This is a genomic window from Aequorivita sp. IT1282 (assembly GCF_058068205.1).
The window spans coordinates 87,651-110,668 of the sequence record NZ_JBYRHR010000007.1 but is presented as its reverse complement, the minus strand read 5'-3'; the positions used below and the strand labels follow the sequence as shown (position 1 = coordinate 110,668).

Sequence of the window (23,018 nt, the reverse complement as noted above, 5' to 3'; positions counted from 1 at the left end):
CTTTTAATTTGGTTCGGTATAATAAATTTGAAGTTTTAATCTTTTCTCTAGATTAGACGACGCATTACCATGCAAGATAGTGCCTTCTGGAGAAATTACAGTACTTGTAGGAACTTGTTTAATACTAGGTTCCATAGGATTTTGTAATTTTTGAGTTGTAACGTTAAGTACGTTGTGAGAAACAACAATACCTAATGGTACATTTGTACTGTCCTTGTTTATCAAATTACTGATATGGTTAGTTATTCTCAATTTGTAATATTCGCCTTTACCATCGCTACCTCGTTGCAATTTGCCATAATGGGTTGTAAGAGCGTCCACGGGATCTAAACCGTTTGTAGTGTCTAAATTGTAATCTGCCAAAACATTACTGTTTTTAAGGTCGTAGATTATAATTCGTTCAGGCTCTGTTGCACCGCCAACCATTAAATCTTGATTTACGTAAAATATTAGATTGGCTTCATTTATAAGCCATTTTTTATCGCGAAGTGTTTCAAGATCATCTGCCACACCATTGTTGTCGTTATCCTTTCCGAATAATTCCACTACTGAAATAATACCATCACCACCACGCAGATAAAGATTTTCATCTCCGGTTTGAATATTTGGATTCTCGATTGCGGTTTGTATTTGTTGCGGTAACTGCTCGTTTGTAAATGTATTCACACTAACACCGCCGCTAAAATTTAATTTGAAAGTGCTGTTTTCTCGCACGTCAGGATCATCTTCGTTATTATAACTGTAATATATAGTTACAGAAGCTTTGGTAGCATCAAAAATGAAAAGACTTCCGTCGTCTGTTGTCGAACTTACATCGAAATAAAGTCCTCTTAAAAAGTTTTTGAAGTTATTGCTATTTCGCAATTCTGGAGTGCCTTCCATATCAATAATATTGGTTTGGAAGAATGTAGAATCCAGTTTTACGCGAAGTCCGGGAGGAAGTTTTACTTCTTCATCCTCTCCTGCGTTAAATACATAACCATTAGATGTTGGAATAAAATTGGTAACTGTGGCCAATTCTTCACCTAAAAATTGTTCGAAGGTTGGCCCTTGGTTGGTATAGTAATTTTGAAATTCCTGAAATCCAGTGTTAGGATCGTAGTCTCTCAAAAAATATTTTGATTGAAAAATTGATAGATTTATAGGCGCAGACCCATAAATTGAATCTAGTTCATAGGTCGATACACTGTCTGCAATCGTTTCGGTGCTGAAATAAGGTAAGTAAACAAATACGCTATCTACAATAGGACTGTCTCCAAATTTTGGGTCGCTACTTTCAAGCGTAAGTTGGGATAGTAAATTTACCGTTGATTTTCCATAAACAGGATCGTTATAAACGCCAAATTGATATACGGGAAGCCTGTTGCTTTGTAATGGACCTAATTTTCGGCTGTAAGATATAATGGTTTGCGAGTCGTCTAAAATACCGTTTGGAATTTCGGTACCTAGCACTTCGGAACCGATATTTGTAATTTCTTTTTCACAAGAAGAAAGCGCGATTACAATAAAGAAAATAGCACCAGCAATTGGCAACAAAGATTTAATTTTCATCTGCATAGAATGTTTTATAAATAGGAAAGAATTTTGCCTAACTTATTTGTTTAATTTGTTTTGTAAATAATGGGGAGAAACTTCATCTGTTTTTTAAGTTCTAGTAATCAAATGTTTTATAAACATTCCAACCAAATTGTTGATGAGATTATTCTAAAACTTCTGAGCTGTAAAAGTCTAAATATGCTTGTGAAAAATTTTCCATATTATGATATTTTAACACAGGTTTGTCTAAAGTGTTAATAAAATCTTCAAGCTCCTTCGGAATTACTTCAGAAGCAACTATAATTGCGTCTGAATTTTTAATAGCAATTTTCATAAGGTTTACATAACTTGGGTCTTCAAGTTCTATTATCGCCTCATCATCAATAGCATCATACCTTATTTTATCTATTGTGTTTTTAGCTAACGAGCCTTCAAAGCCAGTATTGTACACAGAGGTAACAATTTTACTGTTTTCGAATAATGGTTCGTTGCCGTAATAATTACGTAAGTACAAAGGTAAAAAAGCTGCAAGCCACCCGTGAACGTGAATAATATCTGGAGCCCAGTTTAATTTCTTAACCGTTTCAATTACACCTTTTGCGAAGAAAATAGCACGCTCGTCATTATCTTTATAGAAGTTGCCTTCTTCATCTGCATAAGTTGCTTTTCTTTTGAAATAATCTTCATTGTCAATAAAATAAACCTGAATGCGTTCTTTTGGGATTGAAGCCACTTTAATTATCAATGGCATATCTAGGTCGTTTATTACCAAATTCATTCCCGAAAGACGAATCACTTCGTGCAATTGGTGCCTTCTTTCGTTAATATTGCCATAGCGGGGCATAAATATTCTTATCTGGCCGCCATTGTTGTTGATCATTCTAGGAGCTTCAAACGACATTGAAGAAATCTCGGTCTCGGGAAGATAAGGTATTACTTCTGATGACACATACAAGACTCTTTTATCTTTCATCTATTAGATTTTTTAGAATTATTTGCAATTTGCTTCGAAGTATCGAGGCATTTAAAAACACGCAAAATTACGAAAATTTATGTAGATTGTCTTTAATATATTAATTTTGCCCGCTCTTAAAGCAATTTTATGGTAATACATACCCAGAAAGAATCCTTAGTACATGCCTTGTCTTCCGTGGCGAAAAATGACAAAATAGGTTTTGTGCCAACGATGGGTGCATTACATAAAGGGCACATGTCCTTAGTTATTAAAGCTTTGGAAGAAAATGATAAAGTGGTGGTAAGCATTTTTGTAAATCCAACTCAATTTAATAACAGCACAGATCTTCAAAAATATCCACGTACGCCCGATGACGATATTTTGCTATTAAAAAATTTAAAGAGACAAATAATCGTGTATTTGCCAGAGATTTCAGATTTGTATTGCGATTCTGTTGCAGCAAAGAAATATAATTTTGGCGCTTTGGAGAATGAAATGGAAGGCAAACACCGAAAAGGACATTTTGACGGAGTGGGAACCGTGGTGAGCAAACTTTTAAAGATTGTACAACCAAATGCGGCCTATTTTGGCGAAAAGGATTTTCAGCAATTACAGATAGTAAAAAAATTAGTCGCTATCGAAAAACTTCCTGTAAAAATCGTTGGATGCCCTATTTTAAGAGAGGACAACGGTCTTGCAATGAGTTCGCGAAATAAACGACTAAGCCCAAAACAGTTTGATGAAGCTGCAATTATTCATAAAACTTTAAAAGAAATTCGCGAAAAATTTGATTCAACATCTATTGCAGATTTGAATGCTTTGGTTGCGGAACGGTTTTTGCAAAATTCACATATAGAATTAGAATATTTTGAAATCGCCAACGAAGAAACGCTGAAAACCGCAAAGCGTAAAAGTAAAGCTTCAAAATACAGAGCTTTTATTGCAGCATTTTCAGGCGAAATTAGGCTGATTGATAATATGTCTTTAAATTAATACCTTTGCACCATGCAAATACACGTAGTAAAATCTAAAATCCATAGAGTAAAAGTTACAGGCGCCGATCTAAATTACATTGGCAGCATTACTATTGATGAAGATTTAATGGACGCCGCTAACATTATTGAAGGCGAAAAAGTTCAAATAGTAAATAATAATAACGGCGAAAGACTCGAAACTTACGCCATTCCCGGTCCTCGCAATAGTGGTGAAATAACACTTAATGGTGCCGCTGCAAGACGCGTGGCCCCAGGCGATGTGCTAATACTTATTACCTATGCAATTATGGAGGTGGAAGAGGCAAAAGCCTTTAAACCATCCTTAGTTTTCCCAGACGAGGAAACAAATTTACTTCGTTAAATTGAGTCGTTCCCTTTCAAAATTTTTACAGATTGCCGTTCCGTTAGGTTTGGGGATTTTCTTGATTTGGTATATTTATCAATCCTTCACCCCACAACAACTCGCCGAAACCAAAAAGTATTTTACAGATGCTAATTACGGCTTTGTATTGCTTTCGGTATTGCTTAGTATTTTAAGCCATCTTTCGCGAGCCTACAGGTGGGGGTTTATGTTGGAACCATTGGGCTATCACACTAAATTGGCTAACAATTTTATGGCCGTTTCTGTCGCCTACTTAATGAATATTTTTATTCCGAAAAGTGGCGAATTCTCCCGAGGTATTATTTTAGATAAATATGAAGGAGTGCCGTTCCAAAAAGGCTTCGGAACCATTATTTCTGAAAGAGTTGTAGATTTAATATTTCTGCTTTTCTTCACTGTTGTGGCCTTAGTAGTAAAGTTTGAAGTGTTGTACGATTATGTTGTTAGTAGTATTCCCTCTTCGCTATTATACGTTATTATCTTCGGAATTATTTTGGGCGTCATAAGCATTCCGCTTTATATTAAATTTTCAAAATCAAACATTAATAAGAAGTTGAAAAACTTCGTAATAGGCTTAAAAGAAGGTGTTTTCAGTATTTTGAAAATGCGCAAAAAAGGAGCTTTTATTTTTCACACATTTATTATTTGGGGCTTGTACCTACTTTCCTTTTATACTGCACTGCAAGCTTTGCCTGAAACTTCCAACATTCCTTTTAGCACTATAATTACTGCTTTTGTAGTGGGTAGTTTCACTTTTGCTTTTACTAATAGTGGCTTTGGAACCTATCCTGCTGCGGTTGCTGGTATTCTAACTATTTTCGGGATAGCCACAACTGTGGGCATTGCATTCGGTTGGATTGTTTGGGTTTCAAACATTGGCTCAATTGTTTTCTTTGGCGTGCTATCTTTGGTATTGCTTCCTATTTATAACAGGAAACGACTAAAATTGTAGCCCTTTATTTCGTAAATCTTGATTTCTTAAAATTTACAAATGATTAATTTGTTACCTTTCCAATTATTAAAAAATTAGGGTAATGAAAAATATTTTGATGTTCTCCATGTGCGTTTTACTGAGCAACGCATCCTTTTCGCAAATTATATACGAACAATTTAAATCTACTAAACTAGACCAGAACCGTAGATTGAAAATTCAGCTTCCCAGAAATTACGATAAAAACGTTGACAAGAAATACCCCATCGTTTTAGTGTTAGATGCTGATTATCTATTTGAGCCTGTGGCAGGAAACGTAGATTATTTTAGTTATTGGGAAGACATGCCAGAGTCTATTGTTGTTGGAATTATGCAGGACGATTCGCGTTATTTTGATTGCTCTTATGATGACAATACTTTCTTTCCAGATGATAAAGGCGCAAAATTCTTTGAATTTATTGGGCTGGAACTAATACCATATATTGATAAAAAATACCGCACGGCTAAATTTATTATTGGGGTTGGGCACGACTTTACAGCCAACTTTTTAAACTATTATCTTTTTAAAGATCCACCGTTACTTAATGGATATATCAATCTGAGTCCGGATATGGCCCCAATGATGGAGCAACGGCTGGTAGACAGAATACCTCAAATAAAGGAAAAAATATTTTACTATTTAGCTACTGGAACTGATGATATAAAAGGGTTGATGGAAGCAACTGAAGATTTAAACAAACAGTTAAGTGGCTTAGAAAGCAAAACGTTTAGCTATTATTATGACAACTTTGATGGTGCAACCCATTACTCTTTAGGAGGACGCGGTATTCCGAATGCTTTGGAAAAAATATTTTCGGTTTATAGACCCATTAGCAAAAAAGAATATTCTGAAGTTTTGCTACAATTGAAAACGCCTGTTAGTCAATATCTCTTTGATAAATATAAAGTTATTGAAGATCTTTTCGGGATTACAAATAACATTCGAGTAAACGATTATATAGCTGCAGCTACTGCTTCAGAAAAATTAAAGCAGTGGGAATCACTTCGAGAAATTGCCACATTGGCGAAAAAGCAATACACAGAAACTGTTCTTGGCGATTACTATTTGGGACGTTATTATGAAGAAACTGGCGAACCCAAAAAAGCAATGAAAATCTTTCAAGGAGCTTATGATAAAGAGGAAGTAGATTTTATTACAATAGACAAACTATTAGATAGAGCGGAAAAGATAAAGAGTGATTTTGGGTATTAAATTTCATACTACATCAAAAATTCAAACCACTTGGGTCGCTTAAGATTAACGATTTCTATATCGGGTTGATTTACGTACTTTAAAATAAAATTAAAGGGAGGAAATAATTTCTTTGTTTTCCTGTGTCCAAACTGAAAGTGCATCTGTACTGGCAGGTAAATCCAGTTTTGAAATAATATTGGTGCGATGTTTTTGTACAGTACGAAACGATATGCTAAGTAACTCTGCTATTTCTTTAGAAGATTTTTCTTGAGCCACCAAGCGTACAATGGTTCTTTCAGAAGGGGAAAGAAATTTTATTTTTTCGAGCTGAGGCGAAATTTCAGTGCTAAACACATTTTCAAATATATTACTAAAATAATACTCGCCTTTTGATACAGCCTGGATGCATTTGTTTATTTCTGAAAAGGGCTCATCTTTTAATAAATATCCTTGAATTTCCAATTTTTTTGCGCGCAGCACAAAAGCTTTTTCCTTATGCGAAGTGAGTAAAATAAATTTGGTTTTACAATTTTTTTCCTTGCATTTTTTTATTACTTCAAACCCTGAAAGTAAAGGCATTTCAATATCCAACATTGCAATATCAGGTTGTAGTTCGGTAATTAAATCTAATGCGTGGGCACCATTAGAGGCACCTTCCAAAACTGTATAACCAAAGCTTTTTAACTCGTCGCTCAAACCTTTTAAAAGCATGGGATGATCGTCTGCTACTAATATTTTTATTTTGCTGTTCATTTATTTTGAGAGCTTCTGTATTTATTTTCGCTCCTTTTCCCGGATTACTTTCAATTACGCTATTTCCGTTGTTGCGAATAAAACTTAAAATCGTAATTTTTTCCTTAGTATTTTTAAAGATACGGCTTTTGCTTAAGCATGTTTCTTAATATTTGAAAGGCGACTAAAATTTCACACATTTGCAACCACTAGTAAAATGGGCTATTAACAGGTTTTACTACGTACCCATACGTAAAAATTGACGAAAATTCTATAATAATAATTCGTATTATTATAGAAGGTTTCCCATTTCTTACTTTTAAATTTTCCTGCGTTTTGATGCGTTTAGTTTGCCTCACGCATCTTCTGTTTCAATTGTGGTATTAACTTTTAAAACCAATATTATGAAACAATTCTACTCTTTTTTAATACTAAGTATTTTTTCTAGTGCTGCCTTGATTGGGCAAGTTGCTGGAACTACTAGTTCTGTATCACAGAACTTTAGTTATCAAGAAAATATGAATAATGTACAATTAGACCCTACTCCTTTAGTTGGAGGTGCCTCTCAAGTGAGCTTCACAAAGAATTTCCAAAGCGACCGGGCTCCAAATATTGGGCTGGATGTGGCTGTTGGTTTGCTTGGAGCGAACGGAATTAGCATACCGGGTTGGTTACAGAATGCTGCGAATAGTGGCGGCGGAATTTTATGTTCAGGATTTACGCCAACCTTTTCTGTGGGTGCTTCTGTAGATGCAGGTGGATATTATCTAGTTCGCGAAGTTGGAAATTCAAATATTGAAATTGATTATCCTGTTGAAATTACAATCACTTATCCGGAACAGAATACTTTTGGGTGTGGTGATGACATCCGTATTAATACCGCATATACAATCTTGGAACCTTCTAAGCAAGATAAGTTAAAGGTGACCCCTCCATTTATAAATCAAGAGGTAGGTCCGCTGCTTCAAAACCTAGATTTTCACGCAAACGTAGGCGTTAATGCTTATTTCGGAATTGGTGTTAACCCTCCAGACCCACTTCCAAGTTATTGTAAAACATTATATACGTTTAATCAAGGGTTTGAATTTTCATTTGATGGTCCTGGAATCCCCAGTTTTCCTCCCGTGCTAAACATTTGTGAAAATGCGTTCGGACCGAATGCTAATGAAGCTCAATTATTTTCCTGCGGGGCTCTTTCACCTGCTACGCCATTACTAAATATTAGTCAGACACTAATCAATGCATATAATAGAGCCTATGGAACTAGCTATTCGGTAGCGACTTTCCCAAATCAAAATACGGTTACTGTTACTCTTCCAGATTTACCGCCAAATGGCCCAACATTACCTGAAATTGAAGGAACTTTTAAAAAAGTATCGAATTCAGAATTGGGCTTTTCAGCCAGTAATGGGGGCCGAACAATTTCTGTTTCGGGGAATAAAAGTGATTTGAGCGATCTGAAATACGATTTGGTTTCGTTTCTAGATTATGCAGGTTTTACTACTAGTTTCAGCTTAGGTGGTGGTTTAGGAAGTATGGATTTAGGCGATATTTCACCAAAATTTACTGTAGATCAGGAAATGCAATTTGATTTTACTCCTGTGGTGAATTTGCAAATTGATCTGGGCCAATCCATGATTTATACCGTTTATAATGAAAACAACACAGTATCTCATACCGGAACCAATCAACTTGTATCATTAATAGCTGGACAATACATTATTGCAGAATTTCCTTCAGATTTAAACCAACCACAAAATGCTTCTGGGACTACTTTTATGAATGGAGATTTTAAATCGCTCTCAAAGCAAAAATACTTTGAAAGTGTAGAAGTGAAATTTGCAGAAATTAATGTTCCAAATGTTATAAATGAAACACTTGTTGAGCTTACTACGAATCGTAATATGGTAGGAGAAAATACGATTATTGATCATACGATACACCTTGAACCGTCGAATGTATTTCAGTTGCCTAATTTTATTTTAGATCCTGAAAATCCAGTAGTTTCTATTAGTTCGGTAACTGTAGAAGATGTGGTGAATGCTGGTGGAGGTGAACGCTTGGTTGTTTACAAAATTGGTGTTCAGAATAATGGAGATGTTGTTTTAAACGATGTTCGGGTAGATTTTGACTTGGCTTCAACATTTGCTTCAACTGAATCATTTTCAGTAGAATGTATTACAAGTGATTCTTTTTTTACGAGCGCAACTTTTGACGGGGATCAACAAATTAATTTATTAGATGTATCGAATAGCATTGCTGTTAATGAAAATAAATTTATTGAAATATTAGTTAGAGTCAAACCTGAAACTTCAGCAATCCTAGGTGATGGATGTTTTGGTACCGTAACCTATGATGTTTCTTCAAAAGCATTTGCTATCAGTCCTATTGGCACAGTTGTAGAAAGTAATTTCAATCAGTGTACTTTATCGACCACGGCGCCAGATATTGTTGAAACTGTTGACCTTGGCGCAAGTGTAATTTCTTCCTTAGAAGATTTTGCAGTGTATAGTACAAAGTATTTAACTTTCAGTAAAACGCAACGCACCTCAAAAGGAAATGCTGGTGCCACTGAAAAAATTAAATTTGAAAATGTTTCAAAATACAATTCTGGGCCTGCAATTATTGTAGGAGATTTACATTCAGGAGAAAAGATAGAAGTGAAAGGAGAATCTGATGTAATTGTAGATTATGTACAAACTAGTTCTTATATCGATATTTCAGGGAATAAAGCAGAATTTGAAGCATTAGGTCAAATAAGTGAATATTCTTCTTGTGCAACGTTGCCGCAAATTCCTGCACTCTCATTCCCTATAAATACTAGTAAAATAAAGATAAAAGTAGCAAGAAATGAAACCCTCATGCTTCCGCCGGGTACGTACAAGGAAGTAAAATTAGAGGAGAATGCTGTTCTTATACTTCAATCGGGAGATTACTATATTAAAGATTGGAAATTTTCTAAGGATCATGCTACTGTTCAGTTTGATGCTACACAAGGGCCTGTAAACCTATTTCTCCACAAATGGGATGCGAATAAAAAAGATCTATCCTTTGTTGCAATAAACGGAACTTCAACACGCGATATATTTTACTTTGTAGATGGTCATGGCTCCACACATTTTAAGGAATCTTTAGTTCAAGGAACGATTATAGCACCAGAGGGTAAAGTGGAATTTGATGACAGTTTACTGGAAGGTAGTTGCTATGCGGAAACAATTAAATTTAAAGACAATTCAGGATACACTGGCCATCGATTCCTTGAACCGCTTGTAATAAGTGTTTCGTGTCAGGACGTGGTTAATTATAGAACTCCAGAAGTAATAGCAGTTAGTAATTCTGAAAAATCTATAGATAACAAAACCCAGTCTTGGGATGATATGGTTGATATTTCAGTTTATCCTAATCCAATGTCGTATGAATCAACAATAACGGTAAGTCTGGACGAGTCTATCCATGGAAAATTAATTGTACAGGATATTAGTGGAAGAATAGTTACCATTCTAACCGACTCATTGATAGAGGCGGGTAAACATTCATTCACATTTAAAGCTGAAAATTTAAATTCCGGCTTATATTTTATTCAGTTTATTTCTGAAAAAGGAGTCGTTACTAAAAAACTCCTCAAGCAATAAAAAGTGTTCAGTACATTTAAAAAGCTATACCGGATTGTTTCTGGTATAGCTTTTTTTATTACACTTTCTTAAAAACTGTAGCTCTTCAACTCATTGTGTTAACCTTCTAAAAGTAGGGGATAATCGTTTGTTGCTAGTCTTTTTTTGTTCCATCTTTTATAGACAAATGTGCCTTTATGGTTGTTCCTTTTCCCGGTTTACTTTCAATTAAGAAACTGCCATTTAAAATACGGATTCTCTCCGACAAGGTTTTAAGTCCCAGACTTTTTTGTTTGAATGAATCGGAAGTATTAAACCCTTTTCCGTTATCGCTTATAAAAATTAAAATCGAATTTTTCTGCTTTTGTATCATTAAAGAAACGGCTTTTGCCTCAGCGTGTTTTATAATATTTGTAAGGCATTCTTGAATAAATCTATAAATATTCAAGGCTGCTTCTTCATTAAAATATGTGTCTATATTTTCAATTTCTATTGTGAAAAAAATATTAGTTTCTTCATCGAGATCATAAAGTAATTGTCCAATACATTCCGAAAGCCCCAATTGTTTCAAAACTGAAGGATACAACCCCCGTGAAATTTCCCGTACTTCTTCAAGCGCATTATGGGTTAAATTGGTTATTTCATCTTGCTCGAGGTTCTGGGCTTTCTTTTTAATAAGAGTGAGTTGTTGTCCCACACTATCGTGTAATTCACGAGCAATACGCGTGCGTTCATTTTCTTGAGATTGCATAAGATCGTGCGAAAATTTTTCTTGAAGTTTTCGTCGTATTCGCGTTTGATTCAACATCCAAAACATAAATAAAATACACGCCAATGATAGTAAAAGATAAAACCACCCTGTTTTATAAAAGAATTTCTTGGAGTCTATATTCAAAAAGAGTGATTCTGCGATTTTCTTTCCTGAAAAATCCAAAGCTTCTATTTCCAATAAATAGTTCCCTGCAGCAAGATTGGGAAACCGAATAGATTGTTGTTTGTTTAAATTTATCCATTCTTCATTATTAAGCCTGTATTTATAAGTGTTTTCAGGAGACGAAACTGCATTGGTAACTGAAAAATCTAATTCTAAAGCCCTGTTCTCTGATGAAAGAACAATTGTTTTGTTAGTTTCAAAAGCATTTCTGTTTAAAATTTCTTCAACTTTATTTTTCTCGGAGTCATATTTTTTAACCTTCAGTAGGACTAATTTCGAAATGCTCTCCTGAGGTCTTAAATCATGTGGATTAAAATAATTTAAGCCGTTCAATGTTCCAACCAAAAAGCCTTCTTCGGTATTAAGTGCACTATATCTATTGGCTTCATTATCACTCAATCCATCTTGAGTAGAGTAACGCGTTGTTGAACAGTCTAATTTATTAAAGGCCACAAGCCCATTAAATGTATTTATCCACCACAGCGTATCTTCATAAAGTATGGTTGCAATTCCAGCTTTTAATTCATCTTTATAAATTGTTTTAAATTTTTCTGTTTTTGGGTCAAAAGAAACCACATTCCCAGAGCGTGTGCCTAATACGAATCCATTTTCATCAGTATAATCTACCATTAAAATAAAAGGATCTTCAAGACCTTGTAACGTACCGTAAAATTTATGCTTCTTCGTTTCCAGATTATAGGTTAGAAGAGCTTTATCTGTTCCTGCAACTATAAGCGGATCTTTGCTTTTAAAAGCCAAATCGTATATGTACAAAGAATCTGTCAACAACAGACTTTTATGTTGCTTGAGACGCGTATTGAAGGACATCAAATAATATTCATTTGTGCCGTAAACAATCGTAGAATCGTTGGGTTTTTCCATACAAATAACTGGAAAATGACGCCATTCGTGTACGGTATGCGAGGTCGTATCAACCTTTATAATATTTCCAAAATCATTGGACCAAAGCCCATCTTCCCCTGCTATTATATTTCTCGAAGAAATTGGCAATACGTTATTTTGCCCATCAGTAAGAATATACGGCTCAATTTTTTGGGTCTTCGTATTTAGTTTGTACCATCCATCTTTTTCTGTCGCTACCAGATATTCTTCTGCCTTTAATTTATAGAGGCTACGGATTCCTTTATTTAATAGGAACGTTTTTATTTTCTGCGACGGAAATTTAAATTGATGCAGCTGTCTTTTTCCATTTGCGACCCAAATTTCATTTTTAAGATTATTTGAAATTACTTGAACACCCGTTCCGGAATCAAAATCTATTTCAGTAAAAAGTGACTCTAAGTTGCCTTTTTTAAATTCATGAAAATTTATTTGATTGTTTTTAACCGTAACTATTGAATTGTTGTTAAAACCATCATTTACGGTAGATAAATTATCGCTTGCTAAAAAATTCGCTTTGCCATTTACAGGAAGAATAGCTATGTTTTTTTCATCAACAAAATATAACTGCGGATTATTAAAGTTGAAAAAATAGACGGTATCGTTGTGTTTAAAAACCTCATCGATCCACGTTTTTTTTAGATTTGTATTTGAGTTTTTAAAAGATATATCCGTAAAATTCCTTAGTTTATTACCTTTCCAATCGAATGCGGTAGGTAAAAAATTATCATCGCTAATTATACAGAAATCATCAAACGGAATAAAACGAGTTGAAAGATCTACGAAAAATTTAGTTGTTTCTGGCTTAAAGGAAAAGACAGGAATAACTTTAGAGCTACTCTCAATTATGCACAAGGTAATGCTACCTTCTTTTTGGAATAATATATAATCTTTGCCTTTATATTTAAAAATTGATGAGGTCGCTTCAATAGGGTTTCCGAAGTTTGGAAAATTGCATTTCTGAAAACGATTGGTGTAAGGATCAAACAACAGCACCAAAGCTCCTTGATCAAGTGATACTGTTACATAGAATTTGCCATCATCCCGTTTATAAATTTGATTTACTTTAAGAATCCTATTCTTGTATTGAGGTAAAGAGATATTGTGAAATGTATTCCCGTTAAAGCGTTGTAAAACAAGTTTTTTATCGCTAATTATTATTTTTCTGACAGAAAGATTTTCTCCACCAAGCCATAAAAAACCATCATTATCGAATGCCATGGCCGAAATAACATCAATATCAAGACCTTCTTGTTTTGTATATGTTTTTTGAAGTATTCGTCCGGTTTGAGCGAAATTGGCCGTCCATAGTAGCAGAAAAAAATAAAAGAATATTTTTGTCATTCTATTTTTGGAAGAATATTTGTTTAGTTGTTTTGAAAGGTACTTATTTTTTTAAATATTTAGGTATGCGATTATATTTCAAAGACTTGAAATGTTTTTGTGAAAATGTTAAAAGCTGAAAAGTTAGGTTTTTTGAGTATTACCGCTAAAGTTCTTTAATAGTCAACCTGTTTAAATACGCCCAAGCCGCAAGTGAATTGGACGATATGTTTTCAATTGCCAGTTTCGTGATTATATTGCTTCTATGTTTTTCTACCGTGCGAACCGATATAAATAATTTATCGGCAATTTCACTACTGCTCAATTGTTCGGAGACTAGTTTTAAAATCTTTTTTTCGGAAGTAGTTAGAAGCGTCAACTTTTTTAAATCTTCCGAAATACTGGCAAGCGAAGAAGCTTCGAAAGAACGACTAAAGTAAATATCATTATTCAAAACACCCTGAATGCATTCTTCAACTTCCGAAAATGAATCTTCTTTTAATAGGTATCCATTTATCTGAAGCGCCCGTGCTTGCGAGATGTATTCGGTTTCCTTGTGAAAAGAAAGCACGATAAACTTAGTGTCTACTTCTTTTTGTTTTGCCATTTTTATCACGTCGAAACCTGTTAAAATTGGCATGTCAATATCCAGCAGTGCGATGGTTGGATTATGGACTAAAATCTTTTCCAAAGCTTGCATACCATCTGTGGCTTGGGCTACAACATTATACTCGTTATCATTAAGCTCGTCGAATAATCCTTTCAAAATCATGGGATGATCGTCTGCAATTACAATGGAGATTTTACTTTTGTCTAACATTTAAATAGGGATAGTAAGGGTTACTTTAGTGCCTTTATTTATTTGGCTTTTAATGTCAATTTTTGAATTTAAAATTTTTGCGCGTTCCATCAAGGTTTTCATTCCCAGACTTGCGACTGTCTTAGCCTTCTCCGAAATTTCAAAACCCTTTCCGTTGTCTGCTATAATTGCTTCAATAGTGTTTTTCTTTTTTTCAATCGTCACAGAACCTGCTTTAGCTTCGGCGTGTTTTACCATATTATTTAGCACTTCTTGAATTATTCTATACAAATGCAAGGAGGCTTCTTTGCTCAATAAATCGTCTATATTTTCAATGTGATGGGTGAAAAAAATATTTGTATTTGTATCTACTTCGTCAATCATATTTTTGATTGCGGCTGTTGGCCCTAACCGTTCTAAGGTTGCTGGATGGAGTCCTCTAGAAATTGTTCGCAGCTCATCGAGCGTATTGCTTGCTAGTGTTTCCATCTCAGGATTCCCAATATTTTTTGTTTTTTTAGTAAGAAGCATCAGTTTTTGCCCCACGCTATCGTGAAGTTCTCGTGCCACTCTAGTGCGTTCTTCCTCTTGAGCTTTAATGAGATTATGGGTATAAGTTTCATTTCTTTTGCGTTCTATTTTGCTTCTATAATATTGAATAGTAAAAATACTTATAGCGGTAAATGCTAATAAGGAAACCCAAAAAACCCAGGTTTTCCAAAAGGGGAGTTCTATTTTAAAAGAATATTCATAGGGATGTATTTGCCAAAGACCATTACCGTTATCAGCTGTAAACTCGAAAGTATAATCTCCAGGTGGTAAGTAAGAGAATACAGCTTTTGAATCGGTTGTGGGTTCAGACCAATGGTTATCATCTCGAAGGCCTTTCATTCGGTATTTAAACTTAACATTTTCGGGATTAGTAAACGTTATAGCTTCCATCGAAAAACTTAAATAGTTTTTTTGATATGGAAGGATTATGCCGTCTGGAGTCCTGTAAATGCCATCGTCTAAAGGTTCCGAAAATAAATAAACATCTGAAAGATCTAGTTTCGGCGGTTCGGTATTGGGTATGAATGCATTTTCATTGAAGGCAATAATTCCGTTTAACGAGGTAGATAATACTGTTTTGTTTTTTGTTATTAAAAGTGAATTAAAGTCGATGTCATTTCCCAAAAAATGGGGGGCAGTGCCATAATATTTTGCAACTATAGAGTCCTTTTTTAGTAAAATATCAAGATTTACTTTTATCAATAAATCTCTTCCAGCTAGCCATAAATCGTTGCCATCTACTTTTAAGGCTCTAAAATGATTTATTGAGCCAAAACGACTCATATTAAAAGTCTGAATTTTAAAATGGTCGTTCTCTAGTTTTATATGATATAACTTTTTATCACCTCCAGCAATTACTTCGTTGGCGTTGATAACATCTAAACTTCTAAAATCGTGGTGCAAATTAGTTTCTAGGCCAGGAATAGTGTCTATTATATCATTCTTCATTTGAAACAAACCGCCTACTTTACAAAGTATATAACGGTTTCCAATAGACTCTATGGCAATGGATCTTTTTGAATTTATATAATAGGTGGAGTCTTTAGCAAGAACCTTAATTCTATCGGTCTCGAATAGAAATGTTTTATTCTTGTTATTGAAAATTAAACTGTAGTCGCCTTCATCAATAAGTTTGGCTGAGGTGCTATTTATAGCGAGTTCAAAAACCGCTGTGCCAGTATTATAAAGAAGATTATTATCTGCTGTAATAAACAGATTTTTAATAGGATTGCCTTTAGTAATTTGACGGATATTCTTGTTGTCGTCTAGCTCAACTACTCCATCATTCGTTGCTAATATTAATTTCCCATTCCATTCCACAATATCATTCACCGATGCTAACCCTTGTGTTTCGTCATAAATTTTGAATGAAGTATCTCTAAATCGAATAATTCCTTCGCCATAAGAAGTCATCCAGTGGTTGCCTTCCGTATCTTTTATGATTTGGTAAATATAATTTGTAGGGAGTCCCTGTGCTTCGTTTATTATTTCTAAATGGCCTGTTTGCTTATTAAAAATTCCAAATCCATTACCCTCAAGGCTTAAATATAGCTCGGTGTCATTTTCCTCGAAAATTCCGTAGATTCGATTCTTATCAAAATCTTCAGGTTTAAATTTATATAAGGTGAGTTTGCCATTAGCTATTTTATAGAGTTCGCCATATCCACCCACCCAAATGTTCTTTTCATAATCCACCAAAGTGGAATAACAAATATTATTTATACCATCTTTTTGGTTATAAATATTTTCAATTTTAAGGGGGTCTAAAGTCAATTTATAAATACCCTCATTCGTAGAAGCCAAGTACATTGTATTATCATCATACCAAGCAGCACTTTGAAGCCCCGAAAGTTGGTATTTAGTAGCATCTTTAAACAAGTTCTCCAACTTGCCATTTTTATAAACTGCTATGCCATTTATAAAAATAACATATATCAGGCCATCAGCGCCTTCCAATATAGAAGTTACGCCTCCCATACTATTATAATCTTCACCCTTTGGGTTCGTGATTTTACCGCTGTCAATTATGCTTACGCCATTATCGAGAGTTCCCACCCAAATGCGTCTCTTAGAATCTTCTAAAATGCTGAATACTATATTTGAAGCCAGCCCGTCTTCAGTAGTGTAATTGGTAAAAGTTTTACCGTTAAAACAACTGAGTCCGCCAGTAGTGCTCACCCAAATTCTGTTTTGGCTATCTTGAAGTATTGCAAATGTTTCATTGCTAACAAGCCCTTCCTCTGTTTTGTATCCTTTAAATTGGTATCGCTGGGCGGTTGCAACCATTGAACATATGCCAAAGAAAAAAAATGTGAGGAATATGTATTTCATTTAGCGAAGGTTGATAGCGTAAATATATTTATTTTAGCGGAAATATTATGGCTAAAACTAAAACAACATTTTTCTGTCAAAACTGTGGTGCTCAATATGCTAAATGGCAAGGGCAGTGCAACGCGTGCAAAGAATGGAACACTATTGCAGAAGAAATTATCCAAAAAGCCGAAAAGGTAAGTTGGAAATCTCCAGATTCATCCGGAGCCGAGCGTAATAGACACGCCAAGCCTCTTCGTATTTCTGAAATTTCAACACTAGCAGAAGCGCGACTGAACACAAAAAACAACGAATTAAACCGAGTACTCGGCGGTGGATTGGTGCCCGGGTCTTTAACGCTTTTGGGTGGCGAACCTGGCATTGGTAAAAGTACGTTGATGCTTCAGATTGCATTACAGCTACCCTATAAAACACTTTATGTTTCAGGTGAAGAAAGTGCTCAACAAATAAAAATGCGAGCGGAACGTATTCAACCTATTTCTGAAAATTGCTACATTCTCACTGAAACTAAAACTCAAAACATCTTTAGAAATATAGCCGAAATTGAGCCAGATATTGTAGTAATCGATTCTATTCAAACGTTACACACAGACGCTATTGAAAGCTCCGCCGGAAGTATTTCTCAAATTCGGGAGACAACTGCTGAGCTTATAAAATTTGCAAAAGAAACTGCAACTCCCGTAATTTTAATTGGTCATATTACTAAAGATGGAAATATCGCTGGACCAAAAATTTTGGAACACATGGTAGATACGGTTTTGCAGTTTGAAGGCGACCGAAACCATATTTATAGGATTCTGCGCGCTAATAAAAACCGTTTCGGAAGCACAAATGAACTCGGTATTTATGAAATGCAGGGCAGTGGTCTTCGGGAAGTTTCAAACCCTTCAGAAATACTAATCTCGAAAAATGACGAAGATTTAAGCGGCACCGCAGTTTCCGCAACTCTCGAAGGAATGCGACCTTTAATGATTGAAATTCAAGCTTTGGTGAGCAGCGCTGTTTACGGCACACCGCAAAGAAGCGCAACAGGTTACAATGCGAAACGCCTAAATATGATACTTGCCGTTTTAGAAAAACGCGCAGGTTTCAAACTTGGTTCAAAAGATGTTTTTTTAAACGTGACCGGCGGAATCACCGTTGACGATCCCGCGATTGATTTGGCCGTTGTTGCCGCAGTACTTTCTTCAAATATCGATATTGCTATAGATAAACGTCTTTGCTTTGCTGCTGAGGTTGGTTTAGCGGGCGAAGTTCGTCCCGTGACTCGCGTAGAGCAACGCATTTTGGAAGCCGAAAAATTAGGTTTTACTTCCATCGTTATTTCAAAATACTGCAAAATTCCGAAGAACAACTTTCATATAAACATTATAAAAGTGGCGAAGGTTCACGATGTGGTGCATCATCTTTTTGGTTGATTGTGGTATAATTTCTGTTACTTTAACATCGCTATGAATCAGAGGTTTTTTTCCGCATTAATTCTTTTGGGAATACTTATTTCGAGCTGCAAAGAAGAAATTCAAAAAGCGGCAGATGTATTTGTAAAACCAACCGCGCGCGAAGTTTACGAACGCAATTTTTCAAAAAACGATTCGCTATTGCTTCGTTGGAATATTGCATTTGAAAGCGCAAAACGCGATAGCATACAAATTACCCTTCCGTATTCTGAAAGCGGCGTTTTTTCCGGAGATAATTTTAATGTTTACAGTTATAATATTCAATTAAAAGAGGGAGAACGCATCGTAGTTGAGATTGAAAAAACTCCCGATTCAGCTTCGATCTTTATCGATCTTTTTCAAGCGAAGACCGATTCACTTAAAATATTTAAACATCTAAAAAGTGCCGAAGATAAACAGTCAAAACTTTCACAAGAAATTGAAATTTCTGGTTATTACAAAGTAATTGTACAACCACAAATGCAATTGCAGTTTCCCTTTATTTTGAAAATTTATACTGAACCGCTTTACGAATTTCCCGTAAGTGGTGCGGATAATAAAAATATTCAGAGTTTTTGGGCAGACCCGCGCGGTGACGGAAGCCGTTCGCACGAAGGAATAGATATTTTTGCTGCTCGCGGAACGCCGGTTGTGGCGGTAACAGATGGAAGGATTACTTCTGTTGGCGATGGCGGTCTTGGCGGAAAACAGGTTTGGTTGCGAGATGGCCTTTTCGGAAAAACTATTTATTACGCACATTTAGACAGCATAGCGGTTTCTGAAGGGAAAAGAGTAAAAGTTGGCGATACGCTTGGTTTTGTTGGTAACACTGGCAATGCAATAACCACCGATCCGCATCTTCATTTTGGAATTTACAAATCGCAAGGCGCGGTGAATCCTCTTTCGTTTATTAAAAAAACCGAAATTCAAGTCAGTGAAATATCTTCAACTATCACAAAAGCAGTCACTTTAAAAAATAGATCTGAAATTCACAAAGGCCCTGCTGCGGTTTATAAAGAATTTTTAAGTTTGAAAAAGAACGATACACTTCTTGTTTTGGGCAAAAATCAAAAGTGGTTTCACATTCAAACTTCAAGCGGTTTAAAGGGTTATATAAACGAAACGGTTATAAAACCACTATCTCCAAATTAACTTTTATTTAGCCTAAAGAGAAGTGCATAGTATTATCTTTAGAATTCAATTCTGAAAAAACAAACTATGTCCATTTTTTCCAAAATAAAACAGACCCTTCATTTAATGAAAGAGATTGATCTGGATGCGCTCGGCAAACTTTCTCAAAAAGTAGATCTTTCTGAAATTATGAAAACCGTTGGTGAACTCGATGATCGGCAATTAGCTGGTTTAATGAAAATGTTGAAACACAAAGGTGGAAAAAAGGGACAGCACAAACTGCCGCCCATTGACGGCGATTTTTACGATTTAGCTTTAAAGCTTACTCCCGAACAACGCGAATTACAGATAAAAGTTCGCAATTTCATGGAAGACGAAATAAAGCCGATAGCCAATGAATATTGGAATAAAGCCGAATTTCCGTTTCAGATTATTCCAAAAATGGCAGAGTTGAATATTTGCGGCCTCACTTATAAAGGCTACGGCACGCCAGATGAAAGTTACGTAATGGAAGGAATAATAGCAATGGAACTTGCGCGTGTGGATGTGTCCATTTCTACATTTTTTGGAGTGCATAGCGGCTTGGCAATGGGCTCAATTTATATCTGCGGAAGTGAGGAGCAAAAACAGGAATGGCTCCCTAAAATGGCTCGAATGGAGCTTATTGGCGCCTTTGGTTTAACTGAGCCGGAAGTAGGTTCTGCAGTTGCAGGCGGTTTGGGAACTACTTGCAGACAAGAAGGCGATGAGTGGATTTTAAACGGACAAAAGAAATGGATTGGGAACGCCACATTTGCCGATGTAATAATTATTTGGGCGCGCGATGAGGCTTCCGACCAAGTGAAAGGTTTTTTAGTGCGAAAAGGAAACCCAGGATTTGTAGCCGAAAAGATGGAGAATAAAATGGCGCTTCGCACAGTGCAGAATGCGATTATAACTTTAACCGACTGTCGCATTCCCGAAAGCGACCGACTTCAAAAATGCGATTCGTTTAAAGACACGGCAAAAGTGCTAAGAATGACCCGCGCCGGTGTGGCTTGGCAAGCTGTTGGTTGCGCCCGCGGTGCTTACGAAGCTGCGCTGAAATACACCAAAAAACGCGAACAATTTGGGAAACCTATTGCGTCGTTTCAGTTAGTTCAAAATCATTTGGTGGAAATGGTTGCAAACCTAACCGCTATGCAAACTATGTGTTTCCGACTTTCGGAATTGCAGGATGAAGGATTGTTGACCGATGAACATGCATCACTCGCAAAGGTTTTTTGTAGTATGCGAACCCGAGACGTAGTAAGTAAAGCCCGCGAAGTTATGGGCGGTAACGGAATTTTGCTAGAATATGACGTGGCTCGTTTTGTGGCAGATGCCGAAGCAATTTACAGTTATGAAGGCACCAAAGAAATTAATTCTTTAATTGTTGGTCGAGCAATTACGGGGTATAGTGCGTTTGTATAACCCCTCCGCCTTCGGCACCTCCCTTTGAAAATAGGGGGAGGCACTGTTCCCCTCCTTTTTAAGGAGGGGTGTCCGCTTGCGCACGGGGTTGGTTATGGCGCTGGATTCGGAATTTGGTTATGAACGGCATCAATCTCCTTTAAAATTTCTTTTGAAAGTGAAATGTTGATGCTTTCAATATTCTCTGAAAGTTGAGTGATTGAAGTAGCGCCAATAATTGGGGCGGTAACAAATTTCTTCTGAAGTATAAAAGCCAACGCCATTTGCGCAAAACTTAGATTGTGCTTTTTGGCAATTTCGTAATATTTTGCCGTTGCTTCAAAAGCGGTTTTACTGCTGTAACGACTGTATTGCTTAAACTGATTGATTCGTGAATTTTCATCTGCTTTTCCGTTTAAATATTTCCCGGTAAGGGTACCAAATCCTAAAGGCGAATAGGGCAAATAGCCAATATTTTCACGCTGAAGAATTTCACTCAAACCAATTTCGTCTTTCCGATTCACCAAATTATACGGGTTTTGAACAGAAATCATTTTCAAGTTTCCTTTTCGAGATTCTTCCAAAAAGCGCATCACGCCAAAAGGCGTTTCGTTTGAAAGTCCCGCATGGCGAATTTTCCCTGCTTTTACGAATTCCTCTAAAGTTTGAAGCACTTCAGCAAAATTATCGTTCCAAGATTCGTCTTCTTTGTGCGTGTAATCCAATTGCCCAAAATAATTGGTATTGCGTTCTGGCCAATGAAGTTGGAATAAATCTATATAGTCCGTTTGCAGGCGCTTCAAACTTTTATCGATAGCGTCTTCCAAAGATTTTTTGCTGAAATCTAAAGGTTGGCGAATATGGTCCATCGATCGGCTGGGCCCCGCAATTTTTGAAGTAATAATTAAATCTTCGCGATTTTTCTTTTTAGCCAACCAACTGCCAATATACGTTTCCGTTCTGCCTTGTGTGTTTGGATTTGCTGGCACGGGATACATTTCGGCACAGTCAATAAAATTTATTCCTTTTTCAATTGCAAAATCGAGCTGTTCGTGGGCTTCCAATTCAGTATTCTGCTGTCCCCAAGTCATAGTGCCGAGGCAGAGTTTGCTTATTTTTAAATCTGTATTGGGCAGGGTTGTGTATTTCATACTATTTCCCGCGTATGCGGGAATCTTTTTATTATTTGTTGGACCTGCAAGGTTTCAAAAACCTTGTAGGATATTTTGATGAACATGCAGTAAAATTAGGATACCCATTGAAATAAAATCTTTTCAAATTTCCATTCACCATTCAATTTTTTAAACTGCCAAACATAACCGCCACCGCTTAAATATGCAACTTTGCTATTCGTTATTGGCTGCCAATTAGTAGAAATTCCTATTGTAGCAGTATCTTCATCAATTTCAATTTCCCCGAAGGTTAGGTATAGAAAATCCGTAGTTTTATCTGCGATGATCTGTAACTCGGGTTTAGATTTCATACAAAATGAAATTCCTTTGATTTCTGAAGGTATTTCTGAATGAGAAAGCGGAAAAGTTCTTTTCGCTTCTTCGCCCTCAAAAGCACCGTAGTAAAAATCTGAAATATAAATTTTCTGCTTATCTCTTATTAAATCATTGTCTGGAACGTCTTTTTCTTGAACAACGGCGCGTTTCAATATTTTATAAATCAATTCTTTTTTGTCAGTGTCCATCCTATAATTTTCATTTTTTGGACAATCGAAATATTTAGCATCGGTATAAGATGCACATCCAACGAAAGAAATAATAGCAAGAAGCGAGAATAAATTTTTCATTGTGTTA

16 protein-coding genes are annotated in these 23,018 nt (G+C 35.8%); 8 read left to right on the top strand and 8 right to left on the bottom strand.

Annotated features, from left to right (window positions below; translation table 11 throughout):
• Positions 1-3: 3 nt before the first annotated feature.
• Together bamH and AC3RVG_RS15270 are read right to left on the bottom strand one after the other, a co-directional pair.
• Positions 4-1,551 carry a BamH family beta-barrel-assembly machinery protein gene (gene bamH / locus AC3RVG_RS15275; RefSeq protein ID WP_489692345.1) on the bottom strand — a complete coding sequence of 516 codons (1,548 nt, stop codon included), beginning with the start codon at positions 1,549-1,551 and terminating at the stop codon, positions 4-6.
• 148 nt (positions 1,552-1,699) lie between these two features.
• Entirely contained in the window at positions 1,700-2,509 is an 810-nt protein-coding gene (locus AC3RVG_RS15270) for a glycogen/starch synthase (protein WP_489692344.1), read from the bottom strand.
• Between the two features lie 129 nt (positions 2,510-2,638).
• Here AC3RVG_RS15270 and panC point away from each other — a divergent pair, with 129 nt between their 5' ends.
• The 4 genes from panC (at position 2,639) to AC3RVG_RS15250 (ending at position 6,051) form a co-directional block, all read left to right on the top strand.
• Positions 2,639-3,484 carry a pantoate--beta-alanine ligase gene (gene panC, locus AC3RVG_RS15265; RefSeq protein ID WP_489692343.1) on the top strand — a complete coding sequence of 282 codons (846 nt, stop codon included), beginning with the start codon at positions 2,639-2,641 and terminating at the stop codon, positions 3,482-3,484.
• A gap of 12 nt (positions 3,485-3,496) precedes the next feature.
• Positions 3,497-3,847 carry an aspartate 1-decarboxylase gene (gene panD / locus AC3RVG_RS15260; RefSeq protein ID WP_489692342.1) on the top strand — a complete coding sequence of 117 codons (351 nt, stop codon included), beginning with the start codon at positions 3,497-3,499 and terminating at the stop codon, positions 3,845-3,847.
• A gap of 1 nt (position 3,848) precedes the next feature.
• Complete coding sequence (locus tag AC3RVG_RS15255) at positions 3,849-4,820, top strand: lysylphosphatidylglycerol synthase transmembrane domain-containing protein (protein ID WP_489692341.1); 972 nt, start codon at positions 3,849-3,851, stop codon at positions 4,818-4,820.
• Positions 4,821-4,902: 82 nt separating this feature from the next.
• Positions 4,903-6,051, top strand: coding sequence for an alpha/beta hydrolase (locus tag AC3RVG_RS15250; RefSeq protein WP_489692340.1), 1,149 nt, complete (start codon positions 4,903-4,905; stop codon positions 6,049-6,051).
• A gap of 90 nt (positions 6,052-6,141) precedes the next feature.
• Here the strand turns inward: AC3RVG_RS15250 and AC3RVG_RS15245 are convergent, their stop codons facing one another.
• Positions 6,142-6,786 (bottom strand): response regulator transcription factor, encoded by a 645-nt coding sequence (locus AC3RVG_RS15245; protein ID WP_489692339.1) that lies wholly within the window; start codon positions 6,784-6,786, stop codon positions 6,142-6,144.
• Between the two features lie 383 nt (positions 6,787-7,169).
• Between AC3RVG_RS15245 and AC3RVG_RS15240 the strand changes: the two genes are divergently transcribed.
• On the top strand, positions 7,170-10,397 hold the full coding sequence (locus AC3RVG_RS15240; RefSeq protein ID WP_489692338.1) for a T9SS type A sorting domain-containing protein: 3,228 nt from the start codon (positions 7,170-7,172) through the stop codon (positions 10,395-10,397).
• 133 nt (positions 10,398-10,530) lie between these two features.
• On the opposite strand, the gene AC3RVG_RS15235 is transcribed toward AC3RVG_RS15240, so the two are convergent.
• From AC3RVG_RS15235 to AC3RVG_RS15225, 3 genes are all read right to left on the bottom strand, one after another.
• Positions 10,531-13,554 carry a sensor histidine kinase gene (locus AC3RVG_RS15235; RefSeq protein WP_489692337.1) on the bottom strand — a complete coding sequence of 1,008 codons (3,024 nt, stop codon included), beginning with the start codon at positions 13,552-13,554 and terminating at the stop codon, positions 10,531-10,533.
• 145 nt (positions 13,555-13,699) lie between these two features.
• Positions 13,700-14,353 (bottom strand): response regulator, encoded by a 654-nt coding sequence (locus AC3RVG_RS15230; protein WP_489692336.1) that lies wholly within the window; start codon positions 14,351-14,353, stop codon positions 13,700-13,702.
• Positions 14,354-17,215 (bottom strand): sensor histidine kinase, encoded by a 2,862-nt coding sequence (locus AC3RVG_RS15225; protein WP_489692335.1) that lies wholly within the window; start codon positions 17,213-17,215, stop codon positions 14,354-14,356.
• 47 nt (positions 17,216-17,262) lie between these two features.
• On the opposite strand from AC3RVG_RS15225, the gene radA reads away from it, so the two are divergent.
• The 3 genes from radA to AC3RVG_RS15210 all read left to right on the top strand — a co-directional run bounded on the left by radA (position 17,263) and on the right by AC3RVG_RS15210 (position 21,234).
• Positions 17,263-18,633 carry a DNA repair protein RadA gene (gene radA / locus AC3RVG_RS15220; RefSeq protein ID WP_489692334.1) on the top strand — a complete coding sequence of 457 codons (1,371 nt, stop codon included), beginning with the start codon at positions 17,263-17,265 and terminating at the stop codon, positions 18,631-18,633.
• Between the two features lie 33 nt (positions 18,634-18,666).
• Positions 18,667-19,803, top strand: a complete 1,137-nt coding sequence (locus AC3RVG_RS15215; RefSeq protein ID WP_489692333.1) for a peptidoglycan DD-metalloendopeptidase family protein — start codon at positions 18,667-18,669, stop codon at positions 19,801-19,803.
• A gap of 66 nt (positions 19,804-19,869) precedes the next feature.
• Positions 19,870-21,234 (top strand): acyl-CoA dehydrogenase family protein, encoded by a 1,365-nt coding sequence (locus AC3RVG_RS15210; RefSeq protein ID WP_489692332.1) that lies wholly within the window; start codon positions 19,870-19,872, stop codon positions 21,232-21,234.
• Between the two features lie 92 nt (positions 21,235-21,326).
• Here the strand turns inward: AC3RVG_RS15210 and AC3RVG_RS15205 are convergent, their stop codons facing one another.
• Entirely contained in the window at positions 21,327-22,364 is a 1,038-nt protein-coding gene (locus AC3RVG_RS15205; protein ID WP_489692331.1) for an NADP(H)-dependent aldo-keto reductase, read from the bottom strand.
• Positions 22,365-22,459: 95 nt separating this feature from the next.
• On the bottom strand, positions 22,460-23,011 hold the full coding sequence (locus tag AC3RVG_RS15200; RefSeq protein ID WP_489692330.1) for a hypothetical protein: 552 nt from the start codon (positions 23,009-23,011) through the stop codon (positions 22,460-22,462).
• Positions 23,012-23,018: the final 7 nt, after the last annotated feature.

Bases quoted from the DNA above. Each gene is read 5' to 3' on its own strand.
- bamH (WP_489692345.1), bottom strand. From the start codon at position 1,551: ATGAAAATTAAATCTTTGTTGCCAATTGCTGGTGCTATTTTCTTTATT.
- AC3RVG_RS15270 (WP_489692344.1), bottom strand. From the start codon at position 2,509: ATGAAAGATAAAAGAGTCTTGTATGTGTCATCAGAAGTAATACCTTAT.
- panC (WP_489692343.1), top strand. From the start codon at position 2,639: ATGGTAATACATACCCAGAAAGAATCCTTAGTACATGCCTTGTCTTCC.
- panD (WP_489692342.1), top strand. From the start codon at position 3,497: ATGCAAATACACGTAGTAAAATCTAAAATCCATAGAGTAAAAGTTACA.
- AC3RVG_RS15250 (WP_489692340.1), top strand. From the start codon at position 4,903: ATGAAAAATATTTTGATGTTCTCCATGTGCGTTTTACTGAGCAACGCA.
- AC3RVG_RS15245 (WP_489692339.1), bottom strand. From the start codon at position 6,786: ATGAACAGCAAAATAAAAATATTAGTAGCAGACGATCATCCCATGCTT.
- AC3RVG_RS15240 (WP_489692338.1), top strand. From the start codon at position 7,170: ATGAAACAATTCTACTCTTTTTTAATACTAAGTATTTTTTCTAGTGCT.
- AC3RVG_RS15235 (WP_489692337.1), bottom strand. From the start codon at position 13,554: ATGACAAAAATATTCTTTTATTTTTTTCTGCTACTATGGACGGCCAAT.
- AC3RVG_RS15230 (WP_489692336.1), bottom strand. From the start codon at position 14,353: ATGTTAGACAAAAGTAAAATCTCCATTGTAATTGCAGACGATCATCCC.
- AC3RVG_RS15225 (WP_489692335.1), bottom strand. From the start codon at position 17,215: ATGAAATACATATTCCTCACATTTTTTTTCTTTGGCATATGTTCAATG.
- radA (WP_489692334.1), top strand. From the start codon at position 17,263: ATGGCTAAAACTAAAACAACATTTTTCTGTCAAAACTGTGGTGCTCAA.
- AC3RVG_RS15215 (WP_489692333.1), top strand. From the start codon at position 18,667: ATGAATCAGAGGTTTTTTTCCGCATTAATTCTTTTGGGAATACTTATT.
- AC3RVG_RS15210 (WP_489692332.1), top strand. From the start codon at position 19,870: ATGTCCATTTTTTCCAAAATAAAACAGACCCTTCATTTAATGAAAGAG.
- AC3RVG_RS15205 (WP_489692331.1), bottom strand. From the start codon at position 22,364: ATGAAATACACAACCCTGCCCAATACAGATTTAAAAATAAGCAAACTC.
- AC3RVG_RS15200 (WP_489692330.1), bottom strand. From the start codon at position 23,011: ATGAAAAATTTATTCTCGCTTCTTGCTATTATTTCTTTCGTTGGATGT.